This window comes from Streptomyces sp. NPDC014995 (assembly GCF_043080745.1).
GTDB lineage: Bacteria > Actinomycetota > Actinomycetes > Streptomycetales > Streptomycetaceae > Streptomyces.
On record NZ_JBIBVX010000005.1, the window covers coordinates 46,252 to 65,024 of the forward strand.

Annotated in this window: 16 protein-coding genes; 8 read left to right on the plus strand and 8 right to left on the minus strand. The window is 73.2% G+C overall.

Annotated features, from left to right (window positions below; genetic code table 11):
• Nucleotides 1-5: 5 nt before the first annotated feature.
• Genes ACF1A1_RS11975 through ACF1A1_RS11995 form a run of 5 tightly spaced genes read right to left on the minus strand, consistent with a single transcriptional unit; the run spans nt 6 to nt 4,697 of the window.
• Nucleotides 6-941 (minus strand): 3,4-dihydroxyphenylacetate 2,3-dioxygenase, encoded by a 936-nt coding sequence (locus tag ACF1A1_RS11975; protein ID WP_391999126.1) that lies wholly within the window; start codon nt 939-941, stop codon nt 6-8.
• On the minus strand, nt 934-2,421 hold the full coding sequence (locus ACF1A1_RS11980; protein ID WP_391999128.1) for an aldehyde dehydrogenase: 1,488 nt from the start codon (nt 2,419-2,421) through the stop codon (nt 934-936). Before ACF1A1_RS11980 ends, ACF1A1_RS11975 begins: the two co-directional genes overlap by 8 nt.
• A gap of 33 nt (nt 2,422-2,454) precedes the next feature.
• Nucleotides 2,455-3,261: an acetoacetate decarboxylase family protein gene (locus ACF1A1_RS11985; RefSeq protein WP_391999129.1), complete on the minus strand. Its 807-nt coding sequence runs from the start codon at nt 3,259-3,261 to the stop codon at nt 2,455-2,457.
• 13 nt (nt 3,262-3,274) lie between these two features.
• Nucleotides 3,275-4,504, minus strand: a complete 1,230-nt coding sequence (locus ACF1A1_RS11990; RefSeq protein WP_391999131.1) for an NAD(P)/FAD-dependent oxidoreductase — start codon at nt 4,502-4,504, stop codon at nt 3,275-3,277.
• 4 nt (nt 4,505-4,508) lie between these two features.
• Nucleotides 4,509-4,697 carry a ferredoxin gene (locus ACF1A1_RS11995; RefSeq protein WP_391999132.1) on the minus strand — a complete coding sequence of 63 codons (189 nt, stop codon included), beginning with the start codon at nt 4,695-4,697 and terminating at the stop codon, nt 4,509-4,511.
• A 310-nt stretch (nt 4,698-5,007) separates the two neighbouring features.
• Here ACF1A1_RS11995 and ACF1A1_RS12000 point away from each other — a divergent pair, with 310 nt between their 5' ends.
• The 4 genes from ACF1A1_RS12000 (at nt 5,008) to ACF1A1_RS12015 (ending at nt 9,078) form a co-directional block, all read left to right on the plus strand.
• A complete protein-coding gene (locus ACF1A1_RS12000; RefSeq protein ID WP_391999134.1) occupies nt 5,008-6,375 on the plus strand; it encodes a glutamine synthetase family protein in 1,368 nt (455 codons plus the stop codon).
• A 28-nt stretch (nt 6,376-6,403) separates the two neighbouring features.
• Nucleotides 6,404-7,687, plus strand: coding sequence for a cytochrome P450 (locus ACF1A1_RS12005; protein WP_391999136.1), 1,284 nt, complete (start codon nt 6,404-6,406; stop codon nt 7,685-7,687).
• A gap of 134 nt (nt 7,688-7,821) precedes the next feature.
• Nucleotides 7,822-8,493, plus strand: a complete 672-nt coding sequence (locus ACF1A1_RS12010) for a TetR family transcriptional regulator (protein ID WP_391999617.1) — start codon at nt 7,822-7,824, stop codon at nt 8,491-8,493.
• 171 nt (nt 8,494-8,664) lie between these two features.
• Nucleotides 8,665-9,078 carry a Zn-ribbon domain-containing OB-fold protein gene (locus ACF1A1_RS12015; protein WP_391999138.1) on the plus strand — a complete coding sequence of 138 codons (414 nt, stop codon included), beginning with the start codon at nt 8,665-8,667 and terminating at the stop codon, nt 9,076-9,078.
• A 9-nt stretch (nt 9,079-9,087) separates the two neighbouring features.
• On the opposite strand, the gene ACF1A1_RS12020 is transcribed toward ACF1A1_RS12015, so the two are convergent.
• Nucleotides 9,088-10,455: a Gfo/Idh/MocA family protein gene (locus ACF1A1_RS12020; protein WP_391999139.1), complete on the minus strand. Its 1,368-nt coding sequence runs from the start codon at nt 10,453-10,455 to the stop codon at nt 9,088-9,090.
• Nucleotides 10,456-10,632: 177 nt separating this feature from the next.
• Between ACF1A1_RS12020 and ACF1A1_RS12025 the strand changes: the two genes are divergently transcribed.
• Nucleotides 10,633-13,410: an alpha/beta hydrolase family protein gene (locus tag ACF1A1_RS12025; RefSeq protein ID WP_391999140.1), complete on the plus strand. Its 2,778-nt coding sequence runs from the start codon at nt 10,633-10,635 to the stop codon at nt 13,408-13,410.
• A 52-nt stretch (nt 13,411-13,462) separates the two neighbouring features.
• On the opposite strand, the gene ACF1A1_RS12030 is transcribed toward ACF1A1_RS12025, so the two are convergent.
• Together ACF1A1_RS12030 and ACF1A1_RS12035 are read right to left on the minus strand one after the other, a co-directional pair.
• Complete coding sequence (locus tag ACF1A1_RS12030) at nt 13,463-13,843, minus strand: PPOX class F420-dependent oxidoreductase (RefSeq protein ID WP_391999142.1); 381 nt, start codon at nt 13,841-13,843, stop codon at nt 13,463-13,465.
• A gap of 271 nt (nt 13,844-14,114) precedes the next feature.
• Nucleotides 14,115-15,293 (minus strand): MalY/PatB family protein, encoded by a 1,179-nt coding sequence (locus tag ACF1A1_RS12035; RefSeq protein ID WP_391999144.1) that lies wholly within the window; start codon nt 15,291-15,293, stop codon nt 14,115-14,117.
• 39 nt (nt 15,294-15,332) lie between these two features.
• Here ACF1A1_RS12035 and ACF1A1_RS12040 point away from each other — a divergent pair, with 39 nt between their 5' ends.
• The 3 genes from ACF1A1_RS12040 to ACF1A1_RS12050 all read left to right on the plus strand — a co-directional run bounded on the left by ACF1A1_RS12040 (nt 15,333) and on the right by ACF1A1_RS12050 (nt 18,754).
• Complete coding sequence (locus tag ACF1A1_RS12040; RefSeq protein ID WP_391999146.1) at nt 15,333-16,352, plus strand: hypothetical protein; 1,020 nt, start codon at nt 15,333-15,335, stop codon at nt 16,350-16,352.
• A gap of 52 nt (nt 16,353-16,404) precedes the next feature.
• Nucleotides 16,405-17,235 (plus strand): SAM-dependent methyltransferase, encoded by an 831-nt coding sequence (locus ACF1A1_RS12045; RefSeq protein WP_391999148.1) that lies wholly within the window; start codon nt 16,405-16,407, stop codon nt 17,233-17,235.
• A 118-nt stretch (nt 17,236-17,353) separates the two neighbouring features.
• Nucleotides 17,354-18,754, plus strand: a complete 1,401-nt coding sequence (locus tag ACF1A1_RS12050; RefSeq protein WP_391999150.1) for a S1 family peptidase — start codon at nt 17,354-17,356, stop codon at nt 18,752-18,754.
• The last annotated feature ends 19 nt before the right edge of the window (nt 18,755-18,773 follow it).

Sequence of the window (18,773 nt, forward strand, 5' to 3'; positions counted from 1 at the left end):
GGCTCCTAGCGGCGGCTGTGCGGGGTGCGCGGGGACGGGGATGCGGGATCGCCGGCACCGGTCCAGCCGTCGGCGGGACGGTCGAACCAGAGGTGGACCTGCCCGGTGCCGACGGAGTTCTCGTACTCGCCGTACTGGCGGGCCCGGGCGGCGCACCGCTGCTCGCCGAGGGCGCCGGCCATCATCAGGTAGTGGAAGAACTTCGCCTCGGGCTTGTACTTCCAGAACTCGTCCATGGTGTCGAGGACCTTGTCGTGGCGGCCCTCCTTGAACCAGGCGATGCGCTCGTGGTCGGCCTCGCGGGCCTCGGGTGTGCGGATGTGGACGGGGTCGCTGGCCTCGTGGTCGCGGATCTCGCGCAGCGGCCAGAAGGTGTGCGAGAGGGCTCCGGAGGCGATGAGCAGGACACGGCGGCCCGGGGTGGCGGCGATGCCGTCGGCGAGGGCCCGGCCGAGGCGCAGGTGGTCCTCCATGTCGCCGGTCTGGCAGACGCCGATGGTCACCCACCGCTTGTCGGGCAGGCCCTCGCCGAGGAACTTCCAGAGGTTGATGGTGGCGTAGTAGACGGGCAGGTGGTCGTCGTCGATCGGGGTGATCCAGGTCCCGTGCCGGTCGGCGAAGCTGGCGACGCTGTGGGCGAGTTCGGGGTCGCCCGGGAAGTCGTACGGCATCCGGCACATGCCGCGCGGCAGCTCCTCGGAGGTGAAGAGGCCCGCACGCCGGTGCTGGGCGGTGACGACGAACTCGACGGTGGTGGCCCAGTGGGAGTCCAGGACGACGACGGTGTCGTAGTCGTCCCGTTCGAAGACGTCCCGGCGCAGCTCGTGCAGGCCGGTGACGAGGGTGATCTCCTTGCCCTCGTTCAGCTCCCGCCGGGTCTCCTCCGGCAGCACGATGGTGGGGACATGGGCGAGGAGGCCCGCCCCGACGATCTCACCCATGGTCCTTGAACCCCTTCGGTGCGGTGACGGTGTTCTTCAGGTCGCAGTAGAAGTCGAAGCTCCAGGTGCCGCCCTCGCGGCCGACGCCGGACTGGCGGGAGCCGCCGAAGGGGGCCCGGAGGTCGCGGACGAAGAAGCAGTTGACCCAGACGGTGCCGGCGACCAGCCGTGCGGTGACGCGGTCGGCGCGCTCGGGGTCGCCGGTGGCGACGGCGGCCGCGAGGCCGAACCGGGTGCCGTTGGCGAGGCGGACGGCTTCGTCCTCGTCGGCGAAGGTCTGGAGGGTCAGGACCGGCCCGAAGACCTCCTCCTGCACGATCTCCGAGTCCTGGGCGACGTCGGTGAGGAGCGTCGGCGCGTAGTACTGGCCTTCCTCGGGGTGTCCGCCGATGACCGCGCGGGCCCCGGCCGCGAGCGCCCGCCGCACGAAACCGTCGATCTTCTCCAGCTGGCGGGGGTGGATGTTGGGGCCGATGTCGGTGGCCTCGTCGCGCGGGTCGCCCTGCTTCAGACGGGATGCCTTCTCGACGAAGCGCCGGGTGAACTCCTCGGCGACCGCCTCCTCGACGAGCAGCCGGGTGCCGGCCAGGCAGACCTGCCCGGCGTTGTCGTACTGCTCCACCGCGAGATCGACGGCCAGCTCCAGGTCGGCGTCCGCGAACACCAGCAGCGGGGACTTGCCGCCGAGTTCGAGGCTGAGCGGCGTGAGGTTCGCGGCGGCGGACTCCGCGATCCGCCTGGCGGTCGGCACCGAGCCGGTGAAGCTGATCCGGCGTACGTCCGGGTGCGAGGTGAGGGCGTCGCCGATCTCCGTGCCGTAGCCCTGGACGACGTTGAGGACACCGGCGGGCAGTCCCGCCTCGGCGGCGATGTCGGCCAGCAGCGAGGCGGTCAGCGGCGACCACTCGGCGGGCTTGAGGACCACGGTGTTGCCCGCCGCCAGCGCGGGGGCGACCTTCCAGGTCGCCAGCATCAGCGGGGCGTTCCACGGGGTGATCAGCACCGACGGGCCCGCCGGGTCCCAGCTGACGTGGTTGGTGTGGCCCCGCCCGGCGGCGGCGCGCGACGGACGGGTCTCGAAGTCCTCGTGGTCCAGCGTCAGCAACCAGTCCGCGAAGAAGCGGAAGTTGTGGGCGACGCGGGGCATCACGCCGCGGCGGTGGGAGCGGAGCAGGGCGCCGTTGTCGTGGGTCTCGACGACGGCGAGCTCTTCGAGGCGCTTCTCGACGCCGTCGGCGACGGCGTGCAGGAGGCGGGCGCGTTCGGCGCGGGGCGTGGCGGCCCAGGCGGGGAAGGCGGCCTTCGCGGCGGCCACGGCCGCGGCCGCCTCCATCGCCGTACCGCGGGAGATCTCCCCCAGGACGCTTCCGTCGATGGGCGACACGTCGGTGAACGTCTCCGTGGAGGCGACGCGTTCGCCGCCGATCCAGTGCCGGGTGTCGACGGTGACTCCGGCGACGGTGGTGGTGTGCTCGGTCATGTCCGGTCTCCAAGTCCTTTCGGGGTGCGGGTGTCACTCGGCGCCGGAGGTGCCGGACTCCAGCAGCCGGCCGCCGTCCCAGACGACGCCGACCTGGCGGTAGTACGCGGCGATCGGCTCACGGATCTCCAGGCGGGCCAGCTCTTCGGTGGGCGCCTCGAACAGCTCCAGCTCCGCGTCGCCGCGCCAGGCCTGTCCCGCCTCGAAGGACGCGGCGCCCGACTCGATCAGCTCGTCGAGGGCGAGGCCCCCGCCCTTCTCGATCGACGGCAGCCGGCGGTGGTGCGCCATGGGGTGGCCGTTGACGAAGCCGTTGGTCCCGGACGGCTCCCGGAGGGTGACCACGGCCTGGGCGAGGCGGCGGTCGGCGGCGGCCAGTGTCGCGCCGAAGCGGGCGCCCGCCTCGATGCGCGGGGCGGGACCGTAGGGGTGCGGGCGGGTCTGGTGGATCGAGCCGAGCTTCTTCGGGTAGCCCTGGTGCAGTCCGCGGGCGATCGCGAAGTCCTTGTCGACCCAGATGTAGACGCAGCGGGAGTAGGTCTGGCCGCGGTACGCGCAGCGGACGACCGCGAAGGCCTCCTTGTACTGCGCCAGCACGGGGTCGAGCAGCTCAGCGCCCGACTCCGAGCAGGACTGCCAGTCGGCCCAGATCAGCGCCACCGCGCCCGGGTCCTCGTCGGCCGGCTCCAGGGGTTCGGGGAGGAGTTCGCGGACGCGGGCGGGGTCGGTGCGGTACTCGACGGTGAGCAGGTCGCCGGAGTAGCGCCAGGGCGGGGAGGGGATCAGCGACGAGGCGCCCGTCGCCGTCCTCGGGTGGAGGTATCCACGGACGGTGGTCATGGTCAGGAGTTCCTTAGACGGTGAGGGCGGGCTGGTCGAGCAGCTCGGCGCGGTAGCGGGCGGCGGCGGACACGGAGGCCGGGCCGCCGAGTGCCACGACGCCGACCAGCCGGCCGTCGTGGTGGTAGCCGACCAGGACGTCCCCGTCCGGGTCGCCTTCCAGGACGCGCACGTCGTCCGTGCCGAGGGCCGGGGCGCCGAAGGACTGGAGCCGGAAGTCGTGCTGGTCGCTCCAGAAGGTGGGCAGGGGCGCGAAGGGTGCCGGGTCGGCGGCGTCCCCGTGGACGAGGACCTTCGCCGCGTACTTGGCGGTGTCGGTCGGGATGGACCAGTGCTCGACGCGGCGGGGCACGCCGTCGTAGCGGGCGTTGGGGAAGCGGGCGACGTCACCGACGGCGACGACGTCGGGGCGGCCGCCGGCCCGCAACCGCTCGTCGGTCAGCACTCCGTCGCAGAGATCGAGCCCGTTGCCCGCCAGCCACTCGACGTTGGCGACCGAGCCGACCGACTCGACCACCACGTCCGCCGGCAGCACGTTCCCGTCGCCGAGGACGACGCCGGTCACCCGGTCCCCGCCCTCGAACCCGGCGACCTGGGTACCGAGGGCGAAGCGCACGCCGCGCTCCTCGTGCCGTCTGCGCAGCGCCCCGGCGAGCAGCTCGCCCAGCGGCCCCACCATGGGCAGCGGCAGCGGATCGACGACGGTGACGTCACCGGCGCCGAGGCCGACGGCGGTCGCGGCGACCTCGCAGCCGATGAAGCCCGCGCCGACGACTACCACCCGGGCACCGGGCCGGGCCAGCGCCGCGCGCAGGCCCCGGGCGTCGTCCAGGGTGCGGACGGTGTGCCGTCCGGCGAGCGGGCCGGGGCAGTCGAGGCGGCGGGGCCGCATGCCGGTGGCGACGACGAGTCCGTCGTAGGTCAGGGCCGAGCCGTCGTCGAGTACGACGGTCCGTTCGGCGAGGCGGGCCGCGGCCACCTTCGTGCCCAGCCGCCATTCGGCGTCGGCGAGGCTCGCGCGTGGCCGGAAGGCGAGGGAGTCCAAGGACGCCTTGCCGGCCAGGACCTCCTTGGACAGGGGCGGCCGGTTGTAGGGCATGTGGGGTTCGTCCCCGACGAGGGTGATCGCCCCGGTCCAGCCCGCCGCGCGCAGTTGCTCGGCGGCGCGCAGGCCGGCCATCGAGGCGCCGGCCACGACGATGCGTCCGCCCGGGGCGGCCCCGGCCACGAGGTGTCCGGTCATGGGCTCAGTCCTCGATCCGGATGGCCTGCAACGGGCAGACGTCGGCGGCTTCCTCGACCTCGTCGCGCAGGGCGTCGTCGGGGTCGGCGACGTACTCCAGGTGGCCGCCGCCGTCCAGGGAGAAGACGTCGGGGGCCGCGAAGACGCACTGGCCGTGGTCCTGGCACTTGTTCATGTCGACGACGACCTTCATGGCCGGTCCTCCTGGGGGAGCGGGAGCGAAGGGGAGGGAGTACCTGGTGCGGGAACCCGCCCGGAACTCGTTTGGCTTCAAACAACGTAGAGACGCACCGCCCCCTGGTCAATACCTATCCAGGTGGATAAATTCTTGAGCCGCACCCCTTGCGCTTCACCCCGCCGCTTCCTACCGTTTGGCGTCAAATGACGTCGCGGCCGCCGTCCGCCCCAGCGCCCCGGCCGCCCGCCCCCCTTCTTCCGCCACCCGCCTCCCCGACCGCGCGAGCCGTCGCGGAGGTGCCCCGCCATCCGCCGAGGAGACACCGGTGAGCGCTCACGACCCCGCAGAAGTCCGCCGCCACGTGGAGCGGCTCGCCGCCGACGGCATCGACGTCGTCCGGGTGACGTATCCCGATCTCATCGGCACCGAGCGCGCCCGCGACGTGCTGCTGGAGGAACTGCCCCGGGCCGCGGAGCACGGGCTCGCCTTCTGCCGGGCCGTCTACCACACCAGCCCGCAGGGCGACGTCGTCCCGGTCGGCGGCGGCCTGGACGCGGGACTGCCCGACATCTGCGTACGGCCGGACCTCGACACGCTGGTCGCGCTGCCCTGGGAGCCCGGGGTCGCAGCCTGCCTCGCGGACGTCGTCGACCCGGCCACCGGGCGGCCGGCGCCCGAGTCACCGCGCGACCTGCTGCGCACGGTCCTCGACCGATGCCGGGAACACGGGCTGCGGCCGGTGGTGGGACCGGAGCTGGAGTACTTCCTGTGCGAACCGGACCCGGCCGGCGGCTGGCGCCGCTACGCCCGCGACCCCGGTGTCGTCTACACGGCCGGACTGCGCGCCGACCCCGACAACCATCTGCTGCGCACGCTGCGGCAGGTACGCGGGCTGGACATCGGCGTGCTCAGCGGGAACCACGAGTTCGACGGCGGGCAGTTCGAGATCAACCTGCTGCACTCCGGGGCGTTGTCGGCCGCCGACCGGGCCTTCCGGTTCAAGGCCGCGATCAAGGAGCTGGCACGGCGGGAGAACAGGCTCGCCACGTTCATGGCGAAGCCGTTCAACGACGCGGGCGGCTCCGGCTTCCACCTCCATCTGTCCTGCGAGTCCTCCGACGGGGCCGACGCGGAAGCGGCGCGCAACGCCTTCGACGACCCGTCCGGCGCGTACGGCCTCTCGGCCACCGCCCGGCACGCGATCGCCGGCGTCCTCGCCCACGCACCCGCGCTCGCCGCGCTGCTCAACCCGACCGTCAACTCCTACAAACGCTTCGGTCCCGACACCCTCGCCCCCTGGCTGATCGACTGGGGACTGGACAACCGCAGCGCCATGGTCCGCATCCCGCCCGAGCGCGGCGGCGGCGCCCGGCTCGAACTGCGGCTGGGCGACGCGGGCGCCAACCCCTACCTGGCGGTCGCCGGGACCGTCGCCGCCGCCCTGCTGGGCGTGCTGGCGGGCGAGGAGCCGCCGCCCCCGCTGGAGGGCTACGGCTACGACACCGCCAGGTCCGCCGTCCTCCCCATGGACCTGTCCACCGCGCTGGACGCGCTGGAGGCGGACACCGCCCTCACCGAGCTGCTCGGCAAGGACTTCACCACCTCCTACCTGACCTACAAGCGCAACGAGGTCGAACGCTTCGGGCGGCACGTCACCGACTGGGAGTTCACCGAGTACGCCTACCACCTGTGATGCCCGTCGTTTCGCTGAGGAGCCACCGATGACCGAGACCCCGACCGCCACCGCGCACGACCCGATGCCCCTCGCCGACGTCGACCTCGCCGACCTCGACAACTTCACCGACGGGGTCACCCCGTGGCGGATGTTCCACACCCTGCGCCACGAGGACCCGGTGCACTGGCAGCCGGAGGAGGCGCCCAACTCGGGCTTCTGGGCGGTGACCCGGCACGCCGACATCGCGCGCGTGGACCGGGACGCCGAGACCTTCACCTCGACGCGGTTCGTCAATCTGGAGGAGGTCGACGACGACCAGATCAAGAAGCGGGCCTCCATCCTGGAGCTGGACGGCGTCCGCCACCGCGCCCTGCGCTCCGTGATCCAGCGGCAGTTCGGCGCGGGCGTCATCAACAGCTACACCGACTTCCTGCGCGGTCTCACCGCGAAGACCCTGGACGCGGCGCTGGCCAAGGGCCGCTTCGACTTCGTCAAGGAGGTCTCCGCCGACTTCCCGATCAACGTCCTGGCCCGCCTCCTCGACGTGCCGCCGGAGGACAACCAGCAGCTCATCGACTGGGGCAACCGCATCATCGGCAACACCGACCCCGACTACGCGGACGTGCTGCTGCACAGCGAGGAGAGCGAGAAGTACCGCGACCTGCCGTTCCGCTCCCCCGCCTCGCTCGAGGTCTTCGCCTACGGCCGCGAACTGGCCCGGCAGCGGCGCGGCGGCGACGGTACGGACCTGGTGTCGAAGCTGGTCAACACCACCCCGCGCGACGGAGTGCCGCTGTCCGCGCAGGACTTCGACAACTACTTCCTGCTGCTGGTGGTGGCCGGCAACGAGACCACCCGGCACACCATCACCCACTCCATGCTGGCCCTCCTCCAGCACCCCGAGCAGCTCGCCCGCCTCCGGGAGGACCCCTCCCTCATCCCGACGGCGGTGGAGGAGTTCCTGCGCTGGGCCTCCCCCGTCTACCACTTCCGCCGCACCGCGACCCGTGACGTCGAGCTCGGCGGCAAGCGGATCAGGGAGGGCGACAAGGTCGTCATGTGGTACGCCTCCGGCAACCGCGACGAGGAGGTGTTCGGCAACCCGTACGACTTCGACGTCGCCCGGCGGCACAACGACCACGTCACCTTCGGCAAGGGCAGCCCCCACCTGTGCCTGGGCAACCTGCTGGCCCGCACCGAGATCCGGATCATGTTCGAGGAGCTGATCCCGCGTCTGGCGGACATCCGGCTGGTCGGCGAAGTCCCGCGGGTGCGTTCGAACTTCGTCAACGGCATCAAGAAGCTGCCGGTCGAGGTGACCCCGGCCTGATCCCGGCACCGGGGCACTCGGTTCCCCTCGCCTCGCCGACGGAGGGAACCGAGTGCCATCACCGCCGTGCGGGTGTTACGTTCCCCGGCATGAGTTCCAGTGACAGCGCCGAGCCGGCCGGCGCCAAGCCGCCCATGCGGGACGCCCTGGTCACGGCGGCCTTCCAGCTGTTCCTGGAGCGGGGCTACGAGCAGACCACCGTCGACGACATCGTGGCCCTCGCGGGGGTCGGCCGGCGCTCCTTCTTCCGTTACTTCCCCTCCAAGGAGGACGTGGTCTTCCCCGACCACGAGCGCTGTCTGGCCGACATGACCGCCTTCCTCGCCGCGAGCGGCGAGGAGCACGAGCCGGTGCGCCGGGTGTGCGACGCCGCCCGGCTGGTGCTGCGCATGTACGCCGAGAACCCCTCCTTCTCCGTCCAGCGCTACCGGCTCACCAAGAAGGTGCCCGGCCTGCGGGCGTACGAGCTGTCGGTGGTGTGGCGCTACGAGCGCGCCCTCGCCGAGTACCTGCGCGGCCGCTTCGCCGGCCGGCCCGACGGCGACCTGCGGGCCGACGTGATCGCGGCCGCCGTGGTCGCCGCGCACAACAACGCCCTGCGCTCCTGGCTGCGGTCGGACGGGCAGGGCGACGCGAGCGCGACGGTGGACCACGCGCTGGGGTACGTGCAGTCGGCGTTCGGCGGGTCACAGCCCGCGGTCCCGGCCGGGGAACGGCCGGAGGACGTGGTCGTGGTCGTGTCCCGCCGGGGGGCGCCCCTGTGGCGGGTGGTGCAGGAGATCGAGACGGCCCTCGGGCGCGACTGATCCCGCGGGGCCCGCCGGATCCCCTCCGTTTTAGGGGTACGCAGTGCCTTTACGAGTGGCACTGAGTGCCATACGCTGTCGGCGTGCACGGTGGCACGGTCGACCGGGCACGTGCGTGCACGGGTGCGCCGCGCACGCGGGATTCCGGCCGAGCGCAGGGAGTTGACCAGCGTGTACCACCACTCAGGAAGCGCCGTTCAGCAGGCGACGGGCTCTTCGGCGGGCGTCCTCGACCACCGGGGCGCGGACGCCGAGGCGATCCACTTCCAGCGCTGCACCTGGTGCGGCACCGCCATGTACCACCGGCTGCTGTGTCCGGTCTGCCAGGGCAGCGACCTGCGCACGGAGCGCAGCGAGGGCACGGGCACGGTCCGCCACTCCACGGTGGTGCACCGCAACACGCCCTCCGCGCGCAACGTGTCCCTGATCGAGATGGCGGAGGGCTTCGTGGTGCGCGGCCGCGTCATGGGCCCGCCGATCGGCATCCACAGCGGTGACCGGGTGCGGCTGTCCACGGCCAAGGACCCGGTCCGGGGCGAGCCGGTCTTCCAGCTCGTCGACGAGCCGTACCGGGCCTGGCGCTGACCCCTGCCGTCAGGAGGCCCGCGTGCCCAGGGCGGGCACCAGGTCCCCGGTCCGCACCGGCCTCCCCGTCTCGAAGCACCGGTTGGCGGCCAGCCCGACGGCCAGGGCGAGCGCGCCGTCGCGTTCGGTGGCGGTGGGGTGGCCGGCCGGCCGCGTCCCGCCGTCCGCCCAAGTCCCGCCGTCCGCCCGCGTCCCGCCGAACAGCGCGTCGAGCATCCGCGTGTCTCCTCCGCCGTGGGCCTCGTGGGCGACGGTGACCGTGACGTCCACCGGCGGCTGCCACAACGGCCGCAGCGTCAGCCGCACACCGCCCGCGTGCTCGGCCGCCGTGTCCCCGTGCAGCGCGCCGCGCGTCGAGGTGATCCGGGTGCGGGGCGCCTGCCAGCGGCTCTCCTCGACCTCCAGCTCCAGCCGCCCGGCGCTGCCGTTCACCATCACCCGGTAGCCCTCCCACGGGGAGTACGCGGTGAGGTGGTACGTCATCGTCGCGCCCCGCGCGTACCGCACCAGGACCGCCATGTCGTCCTCGATGGTGACGGGGCCGCCGAAGACGTTGCGGTCGCGGTGGTAGCCGTCGTCCCGCTCGGCGTCGAGGTAGAGGGCGCGCAGCGTCGCGTCGCCCGCCAGGTCCAGCGCGAAGGGGTCACCGGCGGCCGCCTCGGCGCCGTGGGCACGGTCGTACTCCCGGCGCAGGCCGTGGCGGGCGCCCGCATCGGGGCCGTAGAAGGCGAGCCGGCCGTAGCCGAAGACCTCGTCCGGTGTGTCGGCGAGCCACCAGTTGACCAGGTCGAAGTGGTGGCTCGCCTTGTGCACCATCAGTCCGCCGCTGTACCGCTTCTCCCGGTGCCAGCGGCGGAAGTAGTCGGCACCGTGCCGGGTGTCGAGCAGCCACTCGTAGTGGACGGAGAGGACCTCGCCGACGGCGCCCTCGGCGAGCAGGGCGCGCACCTTCTCGTGGACGGGGTTGAAGCGGTAGTTGAAGGCGACGGTGAGGGAGTTGCCGGTCTCGCGGACGGTGTCGAGGATGCGGGCGCAGCGTGCCGCGTCGACGGTCATCGGCTTCTCGGTGACCACCCGGCAGCCCGCCTTCAGGGCGGGGACGACATAGCGGTCGTGCTCGGCGTCGACGGTGGTGACGACGACCTCGTCGATGCCCTCCTTGGCGAGCAGGTCGGTGAAGCGCTCCGGCTCCCAGGTGGTGGCGGGCGGCTCGCCGGCCTCGGCCAGCAACCGGTTGTGGAAGGCCATACGGGTCGGGCTGGGGTCGCAGAGCGCGACGACGCGGTGGCCGGGGCGGGCGGCGAGGTCGCGGGTGAAGGTCTGGGCGCGGTGCCCGGTGCCGACGACGGCCGCGCGCAGAGGGGGAGTTGGGCTCATGCGGGTGGCCTTTCCCGCGCTACGGGCGGCCAGTCGCCGGTGACCGGATCCTTGCGGTCGGCGGACCGGATCCGGCACCACAGGCAACCCACGGCGTCGGTTTCGCTTCCTCCGTGACGCGAGGGGCCTCCGGTACCGACGGAGGCTTCCGCGCTCCAAGTGGTGAGGAGTGAACCCTTGATCCGTGCCCGGCGAATAGGTGTCACCGCCGTGGCCGCGCTCGCGGCCCTGGCGGGAACACCGGGACTGGCACAAGCCCGGCAACCGTCCGAGACCAGACCGTTGGCCACCGCCACCGACAACGCCCTGCCGCCCGGCTGGCGCGTCACCGGAGAGGGCAGCGCGCGCGAACTGGTCTGGAGGTCGGCCACGCGCGTGCCCATGGGCGACGCCCGTGTGGAGTTCCACGCGGCCGACCGCCTGCTCGGCGTACCGAAGCCGGCCAAGGACGGCCGCACGTTCCGGCTCGCCCTCGACGACGCCGGCAACGCGCCCCTGACGGACCTGCACGTCCTCGCGGGCGGACGCCGCCTGGACGCACCCGCCGACAACTCCGCCACCGACGGCCGGAGTTCACCGGCCGCGCCGCGGCCGTCGGCCCAGGCGCCGGCGAACCCGGTCGACCCCGGCAAGCCCGGCGCGTACCGCACCGTCACCGGCGAGTACGCCCTCGACCCGGTGAAGCTGCCCGGTTTCTCCGCCCCCGTCGAGATGCAGGCCGTCGTGGTGGCGCCGGCCGGGGCCACCGGCAAGCGGCCGCTCGCGCTGTTCCTGCACGGCCGTCACTCGACCTGCTTCAAGCCGGGCGACGCGGAGTACGCGACCGGTGAGTGGCCCTGCCCGGCCGGCACCAAGCCGATCCCGAGCCACAAGGGCTACCTTCAGGACCAGCGACTGCTGGCCTCCCAGGGCTATGTGACGGTGTCGATCTCGGCCAACGGCATCAACGGCCAGGACTTCGTGGCCGAGGACGGCGGCGCCCAGGCGCGCTCCTCTCTGGTCCGGCAGCACCTCGCCCGCTGGGCCGGCTGGGCCTCCCGCCCGTCCACCGCCCCCACGGCCGTCCGCAAGGCACCGAAGGCCGACCTCTCGCGGGTCCTGCTCGTGGGCCACTCGCGCGGCGGCGAGGGCGTCAACCGGGCCGCCATGGACAGCCTCTACCCGGCGCCCGCCGCCCAGGACGGCTACCGCGGCCCGGTCCGCTGGAAGATCCGCGGCACCGTCCTCATCGGACCGACGATCTTCGGCCAGAATCCGGTCGCGGACGTGCCGTCGGCGACGATCCTGCCGGGCTGCGACGGCGACGTGTCCGACCTCCAGGGCCAGGTGTACGTCGACGGAACGCGCGGCGTCAGCAAGGGCAACGCCCTGCACAGCGCGGTCTACATGGTCGGCGCCAACCACAACTTCTTCAACAGCGAGTGGACGCCGGGCAAGGCCGAGGCGCCCGCCTGGGACGACTTCTGGGACGACGAGGAGCAGCGCGACCCGGTCTGCTCGCCGGGCACCGCCACCCGGCTGACCGCCGACCAGCAGCACCAGGCCGGCGCCACCTACATCGCCGCCGCGGCCCGGCTGTTCGTCGGCGGGGACGACCGGGTGCGTCCGCTGCTCGACGGCACGGGCACGCGGGCCCCGTCCGCCGGCCCCGCCCGGGTCCTGACCCACGCGGTCGGCGCGCGCCGGGGTGCCGGCCTGCTGCCGGACGGACCGGTGACGGTGACCGGTGCCCGGCTGTGCTCGGCCATCGATCCCGACCCGGCCGGCGCCTGCCTGGACCGTGAGACCGCCGGGTCCTCGCCGCACTTCGCGTGGTGGGAGACCGAACGGGAGACCGGCCGCCGGGCGGTCGAGCTGACGTGGTCGGCGCCGGGTACGACGGCACGCGTCACCCCGGCCGCACCGCTCTCGCTCTCCGGTGCCAAGGACCTGGCGCTGCGGGTGTTCGTGCCGCCGAACACGACCGGCACGAAGCTCGACGTGTCGGTCACGGACTCCTCGGGCCGCCGGGCCCGGCTCGGCCGGGTCACGGTCGACGGGCTGCCCGGCAGCGAGCGCACCGCCTCCTACTGGGCACGCGAGCTGCGCGTCCCGCTGACCGCCGCCACGCGGGCCGGGCTCGACCTGAAGCGCGTCAAGTCCCTCGAGCTCACGCCGCGTTCGGCGTCCGGGCGGGCCTGGCTGATGGACGCCTGGGGCTGGGCGCCCGGCACCCCGGCGGTGACGGCGCCGGCCCTGCCGCGCGTCGACGTCGGCCGTCTGACGGTCAAGGAGGGCGACTCCGGCACCCGCACCTACCGGGTCCCGGTCTCGGTCTCCGGGAAGGGCACCGGCCAGGTCCGCGTCCACGTCCTCGACCCGGACACCGGCCTGAGCACGGACAAGCTGGTGACCGTGCGGCCCGGCAGCAACGCCGTCGACGTACCGGTCGCGGTGAAGGGCGACACCCGCTTCGCCTACGACGTGCAGCACGACATCGCCGTGAAGGCGGTTCGCAACGCCGTCGTCGGCTGGCACCGGGGCGGGGTCACCGCGGAGAACGACGACCCGGAGCCGGTGGTCACCATGACGCCGGTCACGGACCGGGTGACCGAGGGAGGGACGCTGAGCTGGCGGCTGTCCCTCTCCGAGCCGGCCGGCGTGGAACTCTGGCAGCCGGTCCGGGTCCTCCCGGTCACCGAGGGCGCCGAGTTGTCCACCAAGGACGTGGATCCGCAGTGGCTGATGGAGTACGCCGGTGAGCTGCCCGACCCCGAGCGTGCGCTGTCCCGGGCGAACCTGTGGGTGTGGACGGGCGTCCCGGCCGGCTCCACCACCGCCGAGTTCGTCGTGCCGACGGTGAAGGACGAGGTGGCCGAGCCGGCCGAGTCGGTGCGCCTCGCGCTGACCGACGAGGAGGCCGAGCCGCTTCCCGGCCACCCGGTGCTGACGGGCACGGTGGTGGACGCGCCGTAGGCCGTCCTCCCGCGGAGGGGGGCGTGGACCGTGTGGTCCACTCCCCCCGTGGTCACAGGGTGACCCGGATCCCGACCGTGCCGTCCAGGCCCCGCCGCAACCGGCTGCCGAGAAGGGTGAGGCGGCCGGTGAGGCCGTACTTGCGGGCGATCAGCGTGCGGTAGCGGGCGGTGGTCTCGGCGTCGCAGACCTCGGCGGTGGCCGGGACCTGCTTGCCGGTCGGTCTGCCCCGCAGGTCGCAGGGGCCGACCAGGACGTCGCCGCGGGCCCGGATCCGCTTCACCTTCCAGGAGTCCGCGGCCGTCCAGACCCCGAGCGTGTCCCCGTCGCGCACCACCCACACCGGTGTGGCGACGGGGCTTCCGTTCTTCCGGTAGCTGGTGATCAGCAGGTACTTGCCCGCTGCCAGCGTGTCCAGCGCCGTTGTGTCCATGCCGGAAGTCTAGGCAGCGGTCTCCTCCACCCCCTGGGCCGCGGCTCGTATTCCGGCCTGATCCGGTACCGGGCCGACGGCGGCACGCGCCCGGGTCCGGCCACCCCACATCCGCTGCGCCTGCCGGGGATGGACGTGCTGACCGCGGGCGGGCCGACGGATCCGACGGCGGCGCCCTCCTCCCGCCCCCCGCTCCCGGGCGGCCCGCGACCCGGCCCGCGCCCCGGTGCGGGCCGCCGGTGCCCGGCCGGTGCCCGCGCGTCCCCGGACGTCAGCGCACCGCGGCCGCCATCCGCCGCACCCCCTCCGCCAGGATCTCCGGTGTCGTCGCCAGGTTCAGCCGTACGTGACCGGCGCCGCCCGTGCCGAAGTCCGGCCCGGGGACGAGGGCCACCCGGCCGCGCTCCAGGAAGACCTGGGCCGGGTCGTCACCGAGGTTCAGCGGGCGGCAGTCGAGCCATGCCAGATAGGTGGCCTCGGCCGGGCGGTGGCCGACCCCGGGCAGGTGCTCGGCGAGGAGTTCGGTGAGCAGGCCGCGGTTGTCGTCGAGGCCGGCCAGCAGGGCGTCCAGCCAGGCCGTGCCGTCGCGCAGGGCGGCGGTGTGGGCGATGACGGCGAGGTGGCTGGGGCCGTGGCTGACCTCCTCCGGCATCGCGGCCAGGTCGGCGGCGGCCGCGGGGCCCGCCACGGCGAGGGCCGCCTTGAGACCGGCCAGGTTCCACGCCTTCGACGCCGACATCAGCGACAGGCCGCTCTCCGCGCCGGGCACGCTGAGGTAGGGCACGAAGTCGACGCCCCCGGCCGTGAGCGGCGCGTGGATCTCGTCGGCGACCACGCGCACCCCGTACCGGTCGGCGAGGGCCGCCACGGCGGCGAGTTCCTCGGCGGAGTGCACGGTGCCGGTCGGGTTCTGCGGGTTGCACAGCAGGTGCGCGGCGCGCCCGCCGCCCGCGACGGCCCGCCGGTAGGCGGCCTCCAGCACGTCGAGGTCGAGCCGCCCGTCCGGGCCGAGCGGCGCCTCGGCGATCTCGCGGTCCAGGTGGGTGACGAACGGGAAGAACGGCGGGTAGACGGGCGGGTTGACGACCACCGGGTCGCCGGGCCCGGTCACCAGCTTGAGCAGCTCGACGACGCCCAGCATCACGTCGAGCACGATCGCGGTCCGCTCGACCGCGAGCCCGTACCAGCCCCACCGCTTGGCGGCGAACGCAGACAGTGCCTCCGCGTAGCCGGTGCCCGCCGGGTAGCCGGTGTCGCCGAGCGCGAGCGCGTCGGTCACCGCGCGGACCACGGGCCCGGCGAGCGGCACGTCCATCTCGGCGACCCACAGCGGCAGGACGTCCTCCGGATAGGCGCGCCACTTCATGCTCGTACGACGTCGCAGACGGTCGAGGGTGAGGGCGTGCAGGGGATTCGGCTCACCGGACGTTTCGTGCGGGATCCTGGTCATGGGCACAAGATAGGGGGCTCTGGTGTGACCTGGGATCAGGTGAACGGGACATCCCCGGCGGACGCGTCCGCCGTCAGCGAGGTCGCCTGCGACGAGTCGGGGTCGGACGGGGAGAATCTCACCAGCGGCAACACGCTGGTGTTCGCGCACGCCAGTGTGCGGATGCCGGTGGAAACGGCCGCCGGGCACATCCGGGAGATCCGCGACCGCATCCGTTCGCCCGCCGAGGAGTACAAGGCCAACCATCTGCTGCGGGAAAAGCACCGGGCCGTGCTGGAATGGCTGCTCTCGCCCGGGGGGCCGTTGTACGGCCGTGCGCACGTGCATCTCGTGGAGAAGGCGTTCTTCGTGGTGGACCGGGCCGTCGACCTGCTGCTCGGTGACGCGGAAGCGGCCGTCACACTGTTCCGCCGAGGCCCGCGGACCTTCCAGGACGCGGAATGGCGGGAATTCCTGGCGGTGGCCAACCGGCTGCTGCGGGTGCGCGCCGAGGGTGCGCCGGAAGCTCCCGTGACGGACTTCTTCCTGACGGTCGAGCGGCTGCGGCAGACCTGTTCGGGGACGGAACCGGCGGAGGTTCTGCGACGGCTCGCGGCGGCCCGTTCCCGCGCGCTGTCCTATCGCGCGGCGCTCCACGACGGGCCCGCCCCGCTGATTCCGGTCCTCAACCCCCTCCTGCCGTCCGTGCTGCGCACGGCCGCGCACTGGAGCGCCGGCGGGCGGCGGGTCCTGCTGACGCACGACCGGCAGAACATGCTCACCCCCGAGCGCATCGCCTGGATCGAGGACACGGCCCGGCGGCAGGGCATCGGGCTCGCGGGGCTGCGGCTGGTCGTCGCGCGCTCCGACGCCCGTGTGCAGCTCGCCGACTTCCTCGCCGGGATCGCCCGCAAGCTCGCCTCCGACGAGCTGAACGGCGAGGGCGACCCGGCGCTCACCGCGCTGCTGCGTCCGTACACCGGTCCGCGGGCGGTCTGGGGCGACGAGCGCAGCTGGGCCCGGCTCGGACCGCTGGCGGAGGACGGGGGGCGGTGGGCGGGGGCCAACTCGGCGGTCTAGATTGCACGTTGACCGTGGCACTTCTTCACCAGGCATGCACAGGAGCTGATCCGTGACCGAGAACCCGCCGGCCGTGGACGAGGCGGCGCAGTCGCTGCGCGACCGCATCAACACCAACCAGCCGCACACCGCCCGCATCTGGAACTACTGGCTGGGCGGCAAGGACAACTACGAGGTCGACCGTGCGGCCGGTGACCAGATCCGCCAACTGCACCCGGGCATCGGCGAGTACGCCCGCGCCGACCGCCTCTTCCTGGGCCGCGCCGTGCGCCACCTGGTGGTTGACGCGGGGATTCGCCAGTTCCTCGACATCGGCACCGGTCTGCCCACCGCGGACAACACGCACGAGGTCGCCCAGCGCCTGGCCCCCGAGTCCCGGATCGTCTACGTCGACAACGACCCGCTGGTCCTGGCGCACGCCCGCGCCCTGCTCACCAGCACGGACGAGGGCCGCACCGACTACCTCGACGAGGACCTGCGCAACGTCGACGCGATCCTCCAGCACGCCGCGAAGACCCTGGACTTCGGCAAGCCGGTCGCGCTGATACTGCTCGGCGTGGTCATCTTCGTCGGCGACGACGAGGACCCGTACGGGCTGGTGCGCCGCCTGGTCGACGAGCTGCCGCCGGGCAGCCACCTGGTGCTGTCGCACACCATCACCTCCCCGGCGATGCCGGACGTGGACGAGGCCGTGAAGTTCTGGAACGAGCACGGCACGCCGAAGCTGACCCAGCGCACGCCGGAGGACGTGGCCCGCTTCTTCGACGGCCTGGAGCTGCTGGAGCCGGGCGTGGTGTCCTGCTCGCGCTGGCGCCCGGAGGGGACCGGCGGGACGGAGCCGGAGGAGGTCGCCATGTTCGGCGGGGTGGCCCGCAAGCCGTGAGGTGATCCCTTCCGGGGTGAACACCGCGCGGTCGCCGCACGTATGGAGATGAGGGCGCTCGACGACCGGAGGGCCCCGCGGTGTTCGAACCGCGCGTTCGGGGTTTCGGGAGCCATGCATGAGGCACGTACGACGACGGATCGTCCGGCGAGTGACACGGCTGGCGGCAGTCGGCGGACTCCTCCTGGGAGGGACCATGGTCACGCAGGCGGCCATGGCGACCGAGACGCCTGCCACGTCGGCGGTGCCGGGTGATGCGGCGCGGTCCGTCGCGAGCACCGGGGCGGACCTGGTGAAGCGGCTCGGCACCTCCCGTACGGCGGGCACCTGGATCGGGTCCGACGGGCGTCCGGTCGTCGCCGTCACGGACGACAGGACGGCGGCGACGGTCCGGAAGGCGGGCGCGGAGGCGAAGGTCGTCGGGCACAGCATGAACGAGCTGAAGTCGGCCGCGGCGACGCTGCGTTCGGCGCCCCGGGTCGCCGGGACCGCGTGGGTGATGGACTACAAGTCCAACCAGGTCGTCGTGCGGGGCGACAGCACAGTGTCGTCCTCCGACTGGGCCGAGCTGACGAAGGTCGCGTCCGGCATCGGCAGCTTCGTCCGCATGGAGCGCACGTCCGGCACCTTCACCACCCGCATCAACGGCGCCCAGCCCATCCTGTCGACCGGCGGGCGCTGTTCGGCGGGCTTCAACGTGACCAACGGGTCGAGCGACTTCATCCTGACCGCCGGGCACTGCGGGCCGACCGGGTCCATCTGGTTCGCGGACAACCAGGGCAACCGGCAGGTGGGCCAGACGGTCAACTCGAGCTTCCCCGGCGGTGACTTCTCCCTGGTGGAGTACGAGAGCGGCGACGCCGGCAACGGCGCCGACATCGTGGCCATCGGGGACGGCAACGGGGTGCGGATCACGGGCGTGGGCGACGCGGCCGTCGGGCAGCGGGTGTTCCGCAGCGGCAGCACGACCGGGCTGCGCGACGGCGAGGTCACCGGCCTCGACGCGACGGTCAACTATCCGGAGGGCACCGTCTCCGGGCTCATCGAGACGACGGTGTGCGCCGAGTCCGGTGACAGCGGCGGCCCGATGTTCTCCGAGGGCATCGCGCTCGGCATCACCTCGGGCGGCAGCGGCGACTGCACGTCGGGCGGTACGACGTACTTCCAGCCGGTGACGAAGGCGCTGGCCCAGCTCGGGGTGCAGCTGATCGTGGCGGCGCCGTCCGACACCGCGGGGAACGGCGCCTCGCCCGCGCCGTCCGAGGGAGCCTCCGAGCCGTCGTCCTCGCCGACCGCTGCCGCGGTCGCCCCGGGTGCGGCCTCGCCGGGTTCGACGACTCCGGTGGCCGGCGGCTTCGACGGCGCGACCCTCGTCTCCCGTCTCACCGACCCCCGCAACATCGGGCCCGGTCTGCTGGTGATCGCGGGCAGCCTGGTCGCGCTGGTGGCGACCCGGTACATCCGGGCGGAGCAGGACCGCAAGGCGTACCAGCGCTACTACTCGACGACCTGGGGGTGAGGCGCCGTGGGACTCCGGC

Coding starts and splice junctions, on each gene's coding strand:
- ACF1A1_RS12020 (WP_391999139.1), bottom strand. CDS start 10,455: ATGAGCCCAACTCCCCCTCTGCGCGCGGCCGTCGTCGGCACCGGGCAC.
- ACF1A1_RS11990 (WP_391999131.1), bottom strand. CDS start 4,504: ATGACCGGACACCTCGTGGCCGGGGCCGCCCCGGGCGGACGCATCGTC.
- ACF1A1_RS12035 (WP_391999144.1), bottom strand. CDS start 15,293: ATGACCAGGATCCCGCACGAAACGTCCGGTGAGCCGAATCCCCTGCAC.
- ACF1A1_RS11995 (WP_391999132.1), bottom strand. CDS start 4,697: ATGAAGGTCGTCGTCGACATGAACAAGTGCCAGGACCACGGCCAGTGC.
- ACF1A1_RS12050 (WP_391999150.1), top strand. CDS start 17,354: ATGAGGCACGTACGACGACGGATCGTCCGGCGAGTGACACGGCTGGCG.
- ACF1A1_RS12010 (WP_391999617.1), top strand. CDS start 7,822: ATGCGGGACGCCCTGGTCACGGCGGCCTTCCAGCTGTTCCTGGAGCGG.
- ACF1A1_RS11975 (WP_391999126.1), bottom strand. CDS start 941: ATGGGTGAGATCGTCGGGGCGGGCCTCCTCGCCCATGTCCCCACCATC.
- ACF1A1_RS11985 (WP_391999129.1), bottom strand. CDS start 3,261: ATGACCACCGTCCGTGGATACCTCCACCCGAGGACGGCGACGGGCGCC.
- ACF1A1_RS11980 (WP_391999128.1), bottom strand. CDS start 2,421: ATGACCGAGCACACCACCACCGTCGCCGGAGTCACCGTCGACACCCGG.
- ACF1A1_RS12005 (WP_391999136.1), top strand. CDS start 6,404: ATGACCGAGACCCCGACCGCCACCGCGCACGACCCGATGCCCCTCGCC.
- ACF1A1_RS12030 (WP_391999142.1), bottom strand. CDS start 13,843: ATGGACACAACGGCGCTGGACACGCTGGCAGCGGGCAAGTACCTGCTG.